Source organism: Flavobacterium araucananum (assembly GCF_002222055.1).
GTDB classification, from domain to species: Bacteria; Bacteroidota; Bacteroidia; order Flavobacteriales; family Flavobacteriaceae; genus Flavobacterium; species Flavobacterium araucananum.
In genome coordinates this window covers 42,750-59,802 of sequence record NZ_MUGS01000003.1, presented here as the reverse complement: position 1 = coordinate 59,802, position 17,053 = coordinate 42,750, and the positions used below count along the sequence as shown (strand labels likewise).

The window sequence follows — 17,053 nt, the reverse complement described above, 5'->3', positions numbered from 1 at the left end:
AGCAAAAAAAATCTACCTAAAAAAAGAGTTAGAAAGAATTAAAGGATAAAAAAAAATCTGCTTAATCTGCCAAATCTGCGAGAGAAAAAATATTTAACACATAGAAATATAGCTTAACAAATGAGATAAGATGTTTCACTCCAAATAAAACACATAGCTATGTGTTTTAAGACCAAGTGAAACGCTTTTTTTTAACATCAAAATTCTATGTCTCTATGTGTTAAAATGTTAAAACAACCGCCACAGATTAATAAAGAATTAAAGGATAAAAAAAAATCTGCTTAATCTGCCAAATCTGCGAGAGAAAATATTTTTAAACACATAGAAACATAGCTTAACAAATGAGATAAGATGTTTCACTCCCAATAAAACACATAGCTATGTGTATTAAAACCAAGTGAAACGCCTTTTTTAAACATCAAAAAGTCTATGTCTCTATGTGTTAAAATGTTAAAACAACCGCCACAGATTAATAAAGAATTAAAGGATAAAAAAAAATCTGCTTAATCTGCCAAATCTGCGAGAGAAAAAATATTTAACGCATAGAAACATAGCTTAACAAATGAGATAAGATGTTTCACTCCAAATAAAACACATAGCTATGTGTATTAAGACCAAGTGAAACGCCTTTTTAACATCAAAATTCTATGTCTCTATGTGTTAAAATGTTAAAACAACCGCCACAGATTAATAAAGAATTAAAAATATTAGAAAATCTGCTTAATCTGCCAAATCTGCGAGAGAAAATATTTTTAAACACATAGAAACATAGCTTAACAAATCGAATAAGATGTTTCGCTCTAAATAAAACACATAGCTATGTGTATTAAGACCAAGTGAAACGCCTTTTTTTAACATCAAAAAGTCTATGTCTCTATGTGTTAAAATAAAAACACACATTACAAATAAAACAATGAAAAATCTAACATCACTTTTAGTTTTGCTTGCCTTCTGTCAAACAATTCAAAGCCAAATTGATCCATCAAAATTTAATAATCCAATTATAAAAGATCAATATACAGGAGATCCTGCGGCATTGGTTTACAAAGACAAAGTGTATTTATATGCCGGTCATGACGAAGCGCCAAACGATTTTAATTTTTATAAAATGAATGAATGGGTGGTGTATTCTTCATCAGATATGAAAAAATGGGAATCACATCCGGTGCCCTTAAAAGTAACCGATTTTAAATGGGCAAAAGGTGATGCTTGGGCTTCTCAGGTAATCGAAAGAAACGGGAAATTCTATTGGTATGTAACCGTTCATCACGGATCTATAGAAGGAAAATCAATTGGAATTGCGGTTTCAGATAGTCCAACAGGACCTTTTAAAGATGCTTTAGGAAAAGCCTTGATTACAAACGACATGACCAAATTTACCGATATAAGCTGGGACGATATCGATCCAACGGTTTATATCGATAACGATGGACAAGCCTATTTGTTTTGGGGAAATACGTCTTGCCATTATGCAAAATTAAAAGAAAACATGATTGAACTTGACGGGCCAATTCAGCACATCGATCTACCACATTTTACCGAAGCACCGTGGATTCATAAACACAAAGAATGGTATTATTTATCATACGCCTATGAGTTTCCGGAGAAAATTGCCTACGCCATGAGCAAATCAATTACAGGGCCGTGGGAGTTTAAAGGAATCCTGAATGAACTTGCCGGAAACAGCAATACAAACCATCAATCGATTATAGATTTTAAAGGACAATCCTATTTTATTTATCACAACGGAGCATCGCAACCCAACGGAGGAAGTTTCAGGAGATCAGTTTGTGTAGACAAATTATATTACAATAAAGATGGAACGATGAAACGTGTCGTAATGACGTCAGAAGGAATTCAATAATTAGTTTTCGATACTGAAACTTTTAAAAATAGGAGCATTTATTTAAACACATAGAAACATAGTTTTAATTGTGAAAAAAGAATACAAAAGAAACATATTTCTTTGACATAGATAGACTATGTGTATTTTAAATAAGTGAAACGTCTTTTTTTGAGTTTACAAAATCTATGTTTCTATGTGTTAAAAATAATTATGCTCAAAGGTTACAATTTATATAGTTTAGAATTTTTTCAGACCAAAACTTAAATTTTCTTATATCACTTATATGGTTTACAAAAACATAAAACAAATATTTTTTCTTATAATGATGGTGACAGCGTCGATTTCGTTTGCGCAGGAAATCGTTGTACACGACCCGGTTGTCATCAAACAAAAAGACACTTATTATTTGTATTGCACCGGAAACGGAATCAGTGTTTTTAGTTCGAAAGATTTAAAAAACTGGAATCCTGAACCTCCCGTTTTCAAAGACAAACCCGTTTGGGCAGATGCAGTTGCGGCCGATTTCAAAAATCATATTTGGGCGCCGGATATTTCATTACATAACAATGTATATTATCTGTATTATTCCGTTTCAGCTTTCGCCAAAAATACTTCGGCGATTGGCGTTGCGACCAATACAACTTTAGATCCAAAAGACAAAAACTACAAATGGGTCGATCAGGGAATTGTCATTCAATCGCAACCCAATCGAGATATGTGGAATGCTATTGATCCAAATTTAATCTTCGATGAAAATAATACACCGTGGTTATCATTCGGTTCTTTTTGGGAAGGATTGAAAACGGTAAAACTAAATCCTGATTTAAAATCAATTGCTCAGCCACAAGAATGGCACACGATTTCGAAACGAAAAAGAACTTTCGAATTAGCAGATTCAGATCCCGGAGATGGCGCACTTGAAGCTCCTTTTATTTTTAAAAAGAACGGCTATTATTACCAATTTCTTTCTTGGGATTTATGCTGTCGCGGAGAAAAAAGCACCTATAAAGTCGTTGTTGGAAGATCTAAAAATGTAACCGGACCGTACGTCGATAAAGACGGAAAACTATTAACCGAAGGCGGAGGAAGTATTGTAGTTCAGGGCGATGAAAATTACTTTGGCACAGGCCATAATAGCGCTTATACATTTGATGGGAAAGATTATATTTTTTATCACGCTTACGAAAAGAAAACCAACGGAACGCCAAGATTATTGGTAAAAGAAATGCTTTGGGATGCAGATTTGTGGCCCGTTTTAAAATAGAATATCCAAAATAATGAAAAAATATAATTTACCAATAGTAACGATTTTCATGGCACTTTTGATTTTTGTTTCCTGTAAAGAAACGAAGAACGATGCCGTGCAATCGACTAAAACTTCTGTATTAAAAGCAGGTTACGAAATAGAACCGGTTAATATTCAAAATGTAAAATTGACCGATTCTTTTTGGTTGCCTATTATCAAAAGAGTACAAGAAGTGACGATTGCATACGCCATTCAGAAATGTAATGAAGAAGGTCGTTTTGAGAATTTTTTAATCGCCGGAAAACAAAAAACAGGAGAAGTTCGTGGGCAAATGCCTTTTGACGATACCGATGTTTATAAAATTATCGAAGGCGCATCTAATACTTTAATTTCTGCGCCAAACCCAAAATTAGATCGCGTTTTGGATTCCCTAATTGCCATTGTAAAAATTGGTCAGGAAAAAGACGGATATCTAACAACTTGGAGAACCATAAATCCTGCAAAACCGCCAGCGCCTTGGGTTCCAGTAATTGAAGGAAAACGTTGGGAATCATTACAAATTAGCCACGAATGCTACAATGCGGGACATTTGATCGAAGCTGCTGTGGTACATTATGAAGCAACCGGAAAAAGAAACTTCCTTGATATTGCCATTAAAAATGCAGATTTATTAGTGAAAACTTTTGGCGACAAACCAGGTCAGGTAAAAGGAGTTCCGGGGCATCAAATTGTAGAAACAGGTTTGATTAAATTGTATCAAATTACCGGAAAAGAAGATTATTTAAAGTTAGCCAAATATTTTCTGGACAATCGCGGAAATCCAAACAATCATAAATTATATGGCGAATATGCACAAGATCATATTCCGGTTATTCAGCAAAAAGAAGTTGTTGGTCACGCCGTAAGAGCCGTTTATATGTACGCAGGAATGACAGATATTGCCGCCATAACAAAAGACAAAGGTTACACAGATGCCGTAAATAATTTGTGGAGTAATATGGTCAACAAAAAAATGTACATCACGGGCGGAATTGGTTCGAGACACGACGGAGAAGCTTTTGGAGCCAATTATGAATTGCCAAACTTAACGGCGTATAACGAAACCTGCGCTGCAATTGGCGATGTATATTGGAATCATAGATTGCATAATTTGACTGGAAAATCACAATATTTTGATGTGATCGAAAGAACAATGTATAACGGATTAATCTCCGGTATTTCGCTTGACGGAAAAGAATTTTTCTATCCAAATGCCTTAGAATCTGATGGCGTTTTTAAATCTAACAGAGGATCTTGTACACGTCAGGCTTGGTTTGATTGCTCTTGTTGTCCAACAAACTTAATCCGATTTGTGCCTTCTATTCCGGGACTTATTTATTCGAAATCAAAAGAGGTGCTGTATGTGAATTTGTATGCTTCAAACAACGCAGCTTTCACTTTAGGAAAAACAGATTTACAGATTTCGCAACAAACGGGATATCCCTGGAACGGAAAAGTTGCAATCTCGGTTAACCCGAAAAAAGAAAGCCAATTCACAATTAAACTTAGAGTTCCGGGTTGGGCAAGAAATGAAGTTTTGCCGGGAGATTTATATTCTTATAAAAAAGCTTCAACTCAAAAAGCCACGATTAATCTGAATGGAGAAATATTGACGATTCAGCCTCAAGATGGTTATTTTGTTATTAACAGAAAGTGGAAAAAAGGAGACAAAATCAATCTTAATTTCCCAATGGAAGTTCAGGAAGTTGAAACAAATGCCAAAGTCGAAACCAATAAAAACAAAGTTTCTCTGGAATATGGACCAATCGTTTATGCTGTTGAAGAAGTTGATAACAAAACTAATTTCGATAAAATAGATATTAGTTCTTCAGATACTTTCAGAGTAAAAAAAGAACCTAATTTATTGCAAGGCGTAAACGTAATCGAAAATTTAAAATTCAAAGCAATTCCATATTATTCTTGGTCAAATAGAGGAGTTGGGAAGATGAAAGTTTGGTTGGATTATGAGAAGTAGAGTATAGAAAATAGAATAAAGAGGCAAGAATCAAGATAATGGCGCAGATTAAAGAATTAAAAAGATTAAAAAATCTGCTCAATCTGCCGAATCTGCGAGAGAAATATTTAAACACATAGAAGCATAGATTTCTAATTGAATAAAAAAGAGAATAAAACAAATCGTGATTTGCACACATAGCTATGTGAATTCAAACAAATGAAATGCCTTTTTACAGAATCAAAAACTATGTCTCTATGTGTTAAAAAGTCAAAGTATAGAAAATAAAAACCCGTTTTTATCCGCGTTTTCACTTTAGTGAATCAGTATCATCCGCGTGCCATAAAAACATAAATATAAAAAAATGAAGTCCAATTTAATTACCAAAATTACCCTTTGTGGTTTATTGCTGAACGGCTTTTATGCATCGGCACAAAAAAACAATCTTCAGGTTGACGTTGCAAAAACAGTTACCAAAATTCAGCCAACGATGTACGGAGTGTTTTTTGAAGACATCAATTTTGCTGCCGATGGAGGTTTGTATGCCGAAATGATCAAGAACAGATCATTCGAATTCGAAACTCCAATGATGGGCTGGAACGAGCCAAACAGCGACCGACACAAACTGAACCTTCAATCCGGAATCGCAAACATCATTCAATATTCGCAAAAAGGAACGAACCATAATTATTGCCGAGTTACAATTAACGATGCAAATGGTTATGAATTGATCAATGAAGGCTTTAGAGGAATGGGAATCAAGAAAGATCTGAAATATAATTTGTCTCTAAAAGCTTCGCAACTATCAGGTAATGTTTCGAAGATTAAAATTCAATTTATTGATAAAAACAAAAAGGTTTTAGGCGAAACTTCGATTGTTCCAACAGCAAAAGATTGGGCAAATTACACCGCACAATTAACAGCAACGGCTACAGAAGCAAAAGCACAAATGAGAATCACTTTTGAAGGAAGTGGAGTGATCGATTTAGATCAGATTTCGTTATTTCCGGAAGATACCTGGAAAGGAAGGAAAAACGGAATGCGAGCTGATTTAGTGCAATTATTATACGACTTGAAACCTGGATTTTTACGTTTTCCAGGCGGATGTATTGTTGAAGGAAAAACGTTGGCATTACGTTACCAATGGAAAAAATCAATTGGAAATGTAGCTGATAGAGAAACGATGATTAACCGTTGGAATACCGAATTTGCACATAAACCGGCACCGGATTATTTTCAGAGTTTTGGTTTGGGATTCTATGAATATTTCCAACTTTCAGAAGATATTGGAGCTTCACCATTGCCTATTTTAAGCTGCGGAATGGCGTGTCAATTTAACACAGGAGAATTAGTTCCAATGGATCAATTGGATCCTTATGTACAAGATGCTTTAGATTTAATTGAATTTGCAAACGGCGATCAAACTACTGCTTGGGGAAAAGTTCGTGCTGATATGGGACATCCAAAACCATTTAATTTAAAATTTATTGGAGTTGGAAATGAGCAATGGGGACCAGATTATATTGAGCGTTTCAAAGTGTTTCAAAAAGCGATAAAAGATAAATATCCAAATATCACAATTGTTTCCGGAACAGGACCTTTTCCTGACGGAGATTATTTTGATTACGGCATGAAAGAACTTAAAAAATTAAATGCTGAAATCGTTGACGAACATTATTATAAAGATCCGGCCTGGTTTCGTAAAAACGTGACACGTTACGACAATTATGACCGTAAAGGACCAAAGATTTTTGCAGGAGAATATGCAGCGCAAAGTGTAGCGATTGCAAGTCCGGATAATAAAAACAACTGGGAATGTGCTTTTTCTGAAGCTGCTTTCATGACTGGAATGGAACGTAATGCTGCCGTTGTTCACTTAACTTCTTATGCGCCGTTATTGGCTCATGTTGAAGGCTGGCAATGGACACCGGATATGATTTGGTTCAACAATTTGCAATCCTACGGAACACCAAATTATTATGTTCAGAAATTATTCTCAAATAATAAAGGGACCGATTTAATAAATATTACAGAAGGCGGAAAAGCGGTTACGGGACAAAATGATTTGTTTGCATCGGCAGTAAAAGATGTTAATTCTAAAGAAGTAATCCTGAAAATTGTGAATGCTTCGGCAACAGCTCAAAATGCTTCAATTGATGTAAAAGGAGCAAAATTAGATTCAAAAGGAACAGCAATAATCTTAAAAGGAGACGGAATAAATGATGAGAATTCTTTTAAGTCTCCAACGAAAATTAGCCCAAAAGAAAGCGAATTTAATGTGAACGGAAGTAAGGTTCAATATGATTTTCCGGCATACTCCGTTACCGTTTTGAAAATTAAGATGAAATAATCGCAACAGAATAAATGTAAAACCAACGTTTATTTTTTGTTTTGCCCTTAAACTCTTGTTTTGATGCATTATTTGTAAAAATTCAAACCATTATTTTTATTAAGTGTTTATTGTACACTTATAAATGAATTATAATTATATTTGTCATTATTATTAAATGAATTTCGAATGAAAAATTACGTTATAGGATTGGACTACGGAACAGATTCAGTTCGAGCGATGCTAATAGATACTGAAAATGGGCAAGAGCTGGCATCAAATGTTTCTCATTATAAAAGATGGAAAAACAAGCAATATTGTGATGCGTCGATAAATCAATTTCGCCAACATCCTTTAGATCATATCGAAGGTTTAGAAATTACGATTCAGACGGTTATAAAAGAAAGTAAAGTTGATCCTTCGCAAGTATGCGGAATCTGTATTGATACAACCGGATCTTCACCGGTTCCTGTTACGAAAGAAGGAATTCCATTGGCTTTGACAAAAGGTTTCGAGGAAAACCCAAATGCGATGATGGTACTTTGGAAAGATCATACTTCGATAAATGAAGCAAACGAAATCAACGAATTGGCGGTAAGTTGGGGCGGAGAAAATGTAACTAAATATGTAGGCGGAATTTATTCATCGGAATGGTTTTGGGCAAAAATCCTGCACATTGCCAGAGAAGATGAAGCGGTTCGAAATGCAGCACATACCTGGATGGAGCATTGCGATTTAATGACGTATTTATTAATTGAAGATAAAGATTTAAAAACGTTTAAAAGAAGCCGTTGTGCAGCTGGACATAAAGCGATGTGGCACGAAGACTGGAACGGATTACCGCCATTTGAATTCTTAGAAAAATTACATCCTTATTTAGCTCAACTTCGTGGTAATCTTTATGATGAAACGTATACATCAGATGTAGTTGCCGGAAATTTAAGCAAAGAATGGGCAGATCGTTTAGGACTTTCGACAGAAACAGTTGTAGCCGTAGGAACTTTCGATGCACATTCCGGAGCTGTTGGAGCGAAGATTGGAGAAAATACTTTAGTTCGTGTTATGGGAACTTCAACCTGCGATATTTTGGTTGGTTCTTATGATGAAGTTGGAACAAAAACCGTTCGTGGAATCTGCGGACAAGTTGATGGATCAGTAATTCCCGGATTTATTGGTTTAGAAGCGGGACAATCTGCTTTTGGAGATTTACTGGCTTGGTACAAAGAATTATTGCTTTGGCCAACAGATCATTTATTAACGGCTTCAACTGTTTTAAATGAAACTCAAAAAGAACAATTAAGAGAAGAATTCAGCGATAAATTAATTGTAGAATTAACAAAAGAAGCAGAGAAAATTCCGGTTTCAGACAGTCTTCCAATAGCATTAGACTGGATTAACGGAAGAAGAACTCCAGATGCCAATCAGGAATTGAAAAGCGCGATTTCGAATCTTTCTTTAGGAACAAAAGCGCCACATATTTTCAAAGCTTTGGTAAATGCAATTTGTTTTGGAGCGAAGAAAATTGTGGATCGTTTTGAAGAGGAAGGTGTAAAAATCGACAGCGTTATCGGGATTGGTGGCGTTGCTCGTAAATCTCCTTTTATCATGCAGACATTGGCAAATGTTTTAAATAAGCCCATTAAAATTGCAGCTTCAGACCAAACTCCCGCTTTAGGAGCAGCGATTTATGCAGCAGTTGCAGCAGGAATTTATCCAAATGTAATCGAAGCAAGTCAAAAAATAGGAAGTGATTTTGACGGAGAATATTTCCCGCAATTAGACAAAGTTGCAGCTTATCATAAACTGCTTTTGGCATACGATCAATTAAGTGCATACGAAGATCCAACTATTAAAATTTCGCAACATGAGTTCTCTTTATAAAGATTTAAAACAGGAATGTTACGAAGCCAATATGCAGTTAAATGCATTGAATTTGGTTGTATATACTTTCGGAAATGTGAGTGCTGTTGATCGAAAAAATGGTGTTTTTGCGATTAAACCAAGTGGTGTTCCTTATGAAGATTTAAAACCGGAAGATATTGTGATTGTCGATTTTGATAATAATATTATTGAAGGAACAATGCGTCCGTCATCAGACACAAAAACGCATGCATATTTATATAAAAACTGGCCAAATATTGGTGGCGTTGCACATACACACGCCACTTATTCGGTAGCTTGGGCACAATCACAACGTGATATTCCCATTTTTGGAACCACGCATGCCGATCATTTAACAGCTGATATTCCGTGTGCGCCACCGATGGCAGATGAGCTTATAGAAGGAAATTACGAACACAATACCGGAATTCAGATTTTGGATTGTTTCAAAGAAAAAAATCTTTCTTATGAAGAAGTAGAAATGGTTTTGATTGGAAATCACGGTCCATTTGCATGGGGAAAAAACGCAGCAAAAGCAGTTTACAATAGCAAAGTTTTGGAAGTTGTAGCCGAAATGGCATTCTTGACTTTACAAATAAATCCAAACGCACCAAGATTAAAAGATTCCCTAATAAAGAAACATTACAATCGTAAACACGGAAAAGATTCTTATTACGGGCAGTAAAAGAGAAAAAAGAATAAAGAAAAAAGATTTTAGACGGTTTCAAATTTGAAACAAAGAAAACCTGAAATAAAAAAATAATAACAATTCGATTTTCAGATTTCAACAACCTGAAACTTGAAACAAAAAATAACAAAATGATTGACATTTCTCAAAAAGAAGTATGGTTTGTAGTAGGAAGCCAGGAATTATACGGTGAAGAAACGCTTAGAAAAGTAGCGGAACATTCGCAATTAATAGCAAAAGGATTAGACGCATCATCGAGTATTCCGGTAAAAGTGGTTTATAAAGATGTAGTAAAATCTCCTGCTCAAATTTTAGATGTTTGTTTGGCAGCGAATTCAGAAAAAAACTGTATCGGGATTATTGCCTGGATGCACACTTTTTCTCCGGCAAAAATGTGGATTGGCGGATTAAGTATTCTAAAGAAACCATTATGCCATTTGCATACACAATATAATGCCGAAATTCCGTGGGGAACTATCGACATGGATTTCATGAACCTGAATCAATCCGCACACGGAGATCGTGAGTTTGGTTTTATCATGTCAAGAATGCGCAAAAAGCGTAAAGTTGTGGTTGGACATTGGGAAGATCCTCGCGTTTTGAACAAATTGGGTGTTTGGACAAGAGTAGCTTTGGGTTGGGATGAACTTCAGAACTTAAAAGTAGCCCGTATTGGAGACAATATGCGTGAAGTTGCCGTTACAGAAGGTGATAAAGTAGAAGCTCAGATTCGTTTTGGAATGTCGGTTAATGGATATGATTCATCGGATGTTACGAAACATATTGAGAAAGTTACAGACCAACAATTGAATGATTTATTAGCCGTTTATGAATCTTCTTATACTTTGACAGATTCTTTAAAAGAAGGCGGAGCACAAAGAAGTTCATTGGTCGAAGCAGCAAAAATAGAATTAGGTTTAAGAGCTTTCCTTACCGAAGGCGGTTTTGGGGCTTTTACAGATACGTTTGAAAATCTTGGAGTTTGGAAACAATTGCCAGGAATTGCAACACAAAGATTAATGGCCGATGGTTATGGTTTTGGTGGAGAAGGCGACTGGAAAACTGCTGCAATGGTTCGTGCCTTAAAAGTGATGAATGTTGGACTTGAAGGAGGAACTTCTTTCATGGAAGATTATACGTATCATTTTACACCTCAAAAATCATACGTTTTAGGATCTCACATGTTAGAAATTTGTCCATCGATTGCAGAGGCAAAACCTTCATGCGAAGTGCATCCGTTAGGAATTGGAGGAAAAGAAGATCCTGCGCGTTTGGTGTTTAATTCACCTGCAGGAGCTGCAATCAATGTTTCTTTGATTGATATGGGGAATCGTTTCCGTTTGATTGTGAACGAAGTTGAAGCGATTAAACCATTGGCAGATTTACCAAAATTACCGGTTGCAAGAGTTTTATGGGATTGTAAACCAAATCTTGATATCGCGGCAACTGCATGGATTCTTGCCGGAGGAGCGCATCATACGGTTTACAGCCAGGCAATCACAACAGAATACATGGAAGATTTTGCTGATATCGCCGGAATCGAATTATTGGTTATTGACGAAAAAACTACGGTAAGAGACTTTAAAGATAAGATCAATGCAAACGAAGCTTATTTTCATTTGTTTCAACACGGACTTTAATTAAAGGTACAAAGGTTCAAAGAGGCAAAGGTTCAGAGGTTTCAAAATTTCGTCACTTTTAAATTTTTCATATCTTTCATTTCACTTTTTACAATACTTAAAAAATAATATTTATGAATGTATTAAAACGTTGCGTTTTTGGAATTAGCCTTATGAGTTTGGCAGCAATTTCTGTTCAATGTAAAAACGATAAAAAAATGGATGCGACAACAGTTTCTTCAGATGAAAAAGCTACGGTTACAATCGAAAAATCTTCTTATGGAACTACTGCAAAAGGAGAAAAAGTAGATAGTTATAAGTTGAAAAACCAAAATGGGATGGAAGTTGATATCATCACTTTTGGTGGAAGAATTACGGATCTTAAAGTACCAAATATACAAGGTGTTTCTGAAAATGTAGTGATCGGATTTAATTCTTTGGCACAATATGAAAAAGAAAATCCATTTTTTGGAGCTTTGATCGGAAGATATGGAAACAGAATCGCGAAAGGGAAATTCGCTTTAGACGGAAAAGAATATCAATTAGCTATAAATAATGCACCAAATGCTTTGCACGGTGGACCACAAGGATATTTTAACGTTGTTTGGAAAGCCGATGCCGTTAAATCCGGAAATACAGCGACTTTAAAATTATCTTATTTAAGTAAAGATTTAGAAGAAGGTTATCCGGGAAATCTTCAGGTTTTTGTAACGTATACATTGACAAATGATAATCAGTTAGAAGTTTTGTATGAAGCAACAACAGACAAGAAAACGATTGTAAATCTAACACAACATTCTTATTTCAATTTATCGGGAGATTTTACAAAAACAATCTTAGATCATGAATTGACTTTGAATGCTGACAAATTAGTTCCGGTAGATGCAACTTTAATTCCTACGGGAAAATTAGAAGATGTTGCTAATACTCCTTTCGATTTTAGAACTCCAAAATTAATTGGAAAAGACATCGAAGTTAAAAACGAACAATTAGAAAGAGGAAAAGGTTATGATCATTGTTGGGTATTGAATAATCCTGAAAAAGGAAAAACAATCATTGCAAAAGTATATCACGCAGCGAGCGGAAGAGTTATGGAAATGACAACTGACGAACCTGGAATTCAGTTTTATTCCGGAAACTTTCTTGACGGAACTTTACCAACACGCGATGGCAAAAAATATGGACACAGAACGGGACTTTGTTTAGAAACTGAACATTATCCGGATTCTCCCAATCAGAAAAATTTCCCGACAACGGTTTTAAACCCGGGAGAAAAATATAAGACTAAAACTGTTTTTAAATTTTCTGTAAAAAAATAGTTTTAGAATTTGTTTATTAGTTCAGTAATTTTTTAAAAACCTCGAAAGTACTCCTTTCGAGGTTTTTTTATTAGAAAATATTAGAACATATTACGATTTACAAAGACTTTGTTAATTTGTTAAATTATTTCTTACATTAGCGTAATAACTATCCTAAAAACCCTTTAATTATGAAAAACCCAATTAAATTATTACTTCTTTTATTAACATTTTCAGTATTTGGAATTGCAAATGCTCAGGTTCAGATGAATTTTAAATTTGACACGCCTTATGGTAAAAATACGGCTGTTGGAAAATTTGTCGAACTCAATGGAGCTAAAATTTATTATGAAGAATATGGAAAAGGGGAACCTTTGTTATTGATTCACGGAAATGGAGGAAGTATTGAATCGATGGGAAATCAAATTGATTATTTTAAAAGTAAATACAGAGTTATTGCTGCCGATAGTAGAGGACAAGGCAAATCAGAGTTAAAAACAGATTCTTTAACATTTGTCCAAATGACAAAAGATACTGAAGCATTAGTCAATCATTTAAAACTGGATTCGATAAGTATTATTGGATGGAGTGATGGAGGAATTGTTGGTTTGCAAATGGGGATTTCAGGGAAGTCAAAAATAAAGAAAATCGTAGCAATGGGTGCCAATTTACGACCTGATTCTACTGCTATTTATTCATGGGCGACAAAAGATGTTCAGAACTTGAAAAAAATGATTGTTTCAAAAATTAAAGAAAAAGATACTAGCGAGAATTGGAATCTAATGAAACAACTTGCCGGACTTTTGATATATCAACCTACTATTGCAACTAAAGATTTATCAAAAATTAAAGCAAAAGTTCTTGTAATAGCTGGAGATAGAGACGTAATCAGAAATGAGCATACAGTTGAAATTTTCGAAAACATACCTAAGGCACAGTTATGCATTATGCCTGGAGAAACCCATTTTGCACCGGCTTCAAGTCCGGAAGTATTTAATGCAATAGCAAATAAGTTTTTATCAGAACCGTTTAAAAGATCAGATTCGGATTGGACTAAATGGGATAAATAAAAACAGACTCAAAGTTTTATTCGTTTAATAATTCTCTAAAAACCTCGAAAGTGATTCTTTTGAGGTTTTTTTATGGATAAAGTTTTCGCCACGAATTTCACAAATTAGCACGAATTGATTTAGTAAACTCTACTCAGTTTAATTAGTAAAAATTAGTGAAATTCGTGGCAGAAAAAACTTTGCGTCTCTGCGACTTTGCGGGATTAATTCATTTACAACTTATAAAATCTTAACTTCGCAATAGAAAATGAAAGCGAAATGAAACATTTATTCAAAGCAGCAATAAACTGGACTTCAAACAAAGAGCAGGAAGATTCAACAAAGAGGGTTTACAACAAAAGCCATCAAATAAAAATTGAAGGTAAACCTGTTTTAGATGTTTCGGCAGCAAAAGCTTTCAAAGGTGATCCTGAATTATACAATCCCGAAGATTTGCTTTTGAGCAGTTTGGTTTCTTGTCACATGATGTCCTATTTATACGTATGTTCTCAAAACGAAATAGAAGTTCTGGAATATTCAGATAATGCCGAAGCAATACTCGAAGTTTCTCCTGACGGCAGCGGGCGTTTTACAGAAGTCAGATTAAATCCTAAAGCAAAGATTTTAAATCCTGATAAAATTGACTTAGCGATACAATTGCACACAAAAGCAAATCAATTGTGTTTTATCGCTAATTCTTGCAATTTTCCTGTATTGCATAACGCGAGTTGTGAACTTATATGAGGAAAAAAACTTTATATCTTAACGACAAAACCACCATAAGGTTTCATTTTCAGGGTCAGTTTTTGGTTTTTTGAAATGGATTCTTGTTTAAAACCATTCTCATCTTCAAGGACAATAAACCCTTTTTGATTTTTTACAAAAGACAAATCGACTTCAATTTCTTTTGGAGAATTTTCGCCATTAATACCCACAATGTGCCAGGTGTTTCCGCTTCTTCTGGCCATTACAATATATTTTCCTGGAAAACCGGCAATGAATTTTGAGTCGTCCCAATTTGTTGGGATATCTTTTAAATAATCAACAACATAAGCAGGCATTTTTGCCATTCCTTCCGGAATTTCAGCAATATGTTGAATACCGGATAAGAATAAAACAGGCAGAGCCAGTTCAAAAGCCGGAGTTGTTATTCTATTAATATTCGGAATTTTATCCAGAGCCATTGGCGTAAAATCCATTGGATCAAAAGCATTTCTGGCAAAAGGCAGCATCGCACAATGGCTTGGTTCCAGATTGGCAATATTTTGATCGAAAGTAATGTACTCATAACCTTTTACAGCTTCTGTAGTTAGTAAATTTGGATATGTACGTTGCCATCCTCGAGGCAAAGTCGCTCCATGAAGATTGATCATTAATTTATAATGGGAAGCATCTTTTAGCATATCGTGATAATATGCAATCATCGATTGTCCGTCGCCACCAAAGAAATCAACTTTAATTCCGGCAATACCTAAATCATTAAGCCTTTTAAATTCAAAAGCCCTGTTTTCATGCGTCAGTAATTTATTCTTAGGGTGATATTCAGTACTGTTCCAGGCACCTGATGAATTGTACCAAACCAATAATTTTACGTTTTTGGTTTTGGCAAAATCCACTAATTCTTTCATTTTCTCGTAGCCAATTCTGGTATCCCAATCTGCATCAATCAAACAATAGGGCCAATTCATTTTAGAAGCATATTCAATAAACTGATGCGTGGTTTCATAGTTTACAGAATCATCTTTTAATAAAACCCAACTCCAGGATGAAAGTCCGCTTTTTATAAAAGAGGTATCCATTTTGATAGCAGGATCGGACAAATCTGTTCCTAAAGTACTTTCGGTAATCGTGTTCAAAGAACCAATGGTGATAATGCGCCAAGGCGTAATCCAGGGCAATTGGGATTCCGGATTCAAAGCACCATTTGGAAAAACTTCTTCCTTTTGAGGAAAAGTCACCTGCATCGCTTTTGCATTGTCGTTATAAACCAATCGTGTGCCACAGTATTTGTTGTGTAAACCGGTTTCTGTAATCAAAATCCAATTGTTGTTCGTTTCAAAAAGAGCCGGATAAACCCAACCTTCACCAAATGCAGGTTTTGTACTTAAAGGAACGCCCATGGCATAATGTTCTTCGTATGCCGGATTGGTTTCTTTCCAGCCCGATTTAGCTTTAGACATAGGCTGTAACCAGGCTTTCGCCGAAGAATCAAAGTTATAAGATGTTTTTTCTTCCACTATCTTTTTCAATTCTTTTGAAGTTGACGGAAATTGGTATCGAAGCGCAACACCATCTTTCGAAAGCTGAAAAATGATTTCCATGATTTCACTTTTCGAATTCTGAAGGCTTACAATATATTGATTGGCAGAATAGGAAATATCTTTTCTTTTACCCTGAAGCATCGAGTAGTGATCCGTTACTTTTTTAGCATCAGAAATTTTAATGACTTTTAGATCTGTATAAAAATTAGCGTCTTCACGGATAATTCCCAATTCGGAGGTATTAAGCACAACTTTATCCTGATATAAAATAGTGTACGTTGGCGTGTTTTTGGTATTCATTTCAAATGCTACTTTTAGAGTCTTCTCAGAATTTGTAAAAAATGAATTCGGTTTTTTTTGAGCAAATGAATTGAGAAATATCCCAAAAATGGTTAGTAATAATAGTTTTTTCATAGTTAAGTGTTTATTTTACACTTACAAACATAATGAAATTATTTTAATATAAATTACTAGTTGCGAATAATTTAATGGGCTGGAAATGGAGGAGTTGAGGTTGGGATCTGAAGGAAAGAGAATGGGGTAAAACCAAAAAAACCTCTTCTTTCGAAGAGGTTTTTGTACCATTTACAGTTGAATTATCGAATCTTTTTGTAGAAGATTTGAAGAAATTGTCCTACGCCTATAAGTTGTTGACTAGGAATAAAAACCTTTAGAACAACGGTCGACCGACCAATCAAAAAACATTCACACAAACTATTTACAATTTATTCCAATTCAATTATGATTGTGGATAAATATTTTATGTCCGAAGGAACTTTTCCAGTTTTCCGAGATATTTATAATAAAATAACATGTCCAAAGGGAATTTAAGCAATTCTCTAA

At 34.9% G+C, this 17,053-nt stretch carries 11 protein-coding genes; 10 read left to right on the top strand and 1 reads right to left on the bottom strand.

Annotated elements, in window-relative coordinates:
* Positions 1-913: 913 nt before the first annotated feature.
* From B0A64_RS02635 to B0A64_RS02590, 10 genes are all read left to right on the top strand, one after another.
* Positions 914-1,864 (top strand): glycoside hydrolase family 43 protein, encoded by a 951-nt coding sequence (locus tag B0A64_RS02635; protein ID WP_089478004.1) that lies wholly within the window; start codon positions 914-916, stop codon positions 1,862-1,864.
* A gap of 304 nt (positions 1,865-2,168) precedes the next feature.
* Positions 2,169-3,110, top strand: a complete 942-nt coding sequence (locus tag B0A64_RS02630) for an arabinan endo-1,5-alpha-L-arabinosidase (protein ID WP_089478003.1) — start codon at positions 2,169-2,171, stop codon at positions 3,108-3,110.
* 13 nt (positions 3,111-3,123) lie between these two features.
* Positions 3,124-5,106, top strand: coding sequence for a glycoside hydrolase family 127 protein (locus B0A64_RS02625; protein ID WP_244285332.1), 1,983 nt, complete (start codon positions 3,124-3,126; stop codon positions 5,104-5,106).
* Between the two features lie 343 nt (positions 5,107-5,449).
* Complete coding sequence (locus tag B0A64_RS02620; protein WP_089477990.1) at positions 5,450-7,435, top strand: alpha-L-arabinofuranosidase C-terminal domain-containing protein; 1,986 nt, start codon at positions 5,450-5,452, stop codon at positions 7,433-7,435.
* Between the two features lie 168 nt (positions 7,436-7,603).
* Positions 7,604-9,295, top strand: a complete 1,692-nt coding sequence (locus B0A64_RS02615) for a ribulokinase (protein WP_089477989.1) — start codon at positions 7,604-7,606, stop codon at positions 9,293-9,295.
* Positions 9,279-9,980 carry an L-ribulose-5-phosphate 4-epimerase gene (locus B0A64_RS02610; RefSeq protein WP_089477988.1) on the top strand — a complete coding sequence of 234 codons (702 nt, stop codon included), beginning with the start codon at positions 9,279-9,281 and terminating at the stop codon, positions 9,978-9,980. Before B0A64_RS02615 ends, B0A64_RS02610 begins: the two co-directional genes overlap by 17 nt.
* Positions 9,981-10,114: 134 nt before the next feature.
* Positions 10,115-11,623: an L-arabinose isomerase gene (gene araA, locus B0A64_RS02605; protein WP_089477987.1), complete on the top strand. Its 1,509-nt coding sequence runs from the start codon at positions 10,115-10,117 to the stop codon at positions 11,621-11,623.
* A gap of 113 nt (positions 11,624-11,736) precedes the next feature.
* Positions 11,737-12,921, top strand: coding sequence for an aldose epimerase family protein (locus B0A64_RS02600; RefSeq protein ID WP_089477986.1), 1,185 nt, complete (start codon positions 11,737-11,739; stop codon positions 12,919-12,921).
* A gap of 170 nt (positions 12,922-13,091) precedes the next feature.
* A complete protein-coding gene (locus B0A64_RS02595; protein ID WP_089477985.1) occupies positions 13,092-13,970 on the top strand; it encodes an alpha/beta fold hydrolase in 879 nt (292 codons plus the stop codon).
* A gap of 258 nt (positions 13,971-14,228) precedes the next feature.
* On the top strand, positions 14,229-14,693 hold the full coding sequence (locus B0A64_RS02590; protein WP_089477984.1) for an OsmC family protein: 465 nt from the start codon (positions 14,229-14,231) through the stop codon (positions 14,691-14,693).
* 11 nt (positions 14,694-14,704) lie between these two features.
* Here B0A64_RS02590 and B0A64_RS02585 read toward each other — a convergent pair whose 3' ends face one another.
* Positions 14,705-16,624, bottom strand: a complete 1,920-nt coding sequence (locus tag B0A64_RS02585; protein ID WP_089477983.1) for a glycoside hydrolase family 97 protein — start codon at positions 16,622-16,624, stop codon at positions 14,705-14,707.
* Between the last annotated feature and the right edge of the window lie 429 nt (positions 16,625-17,053).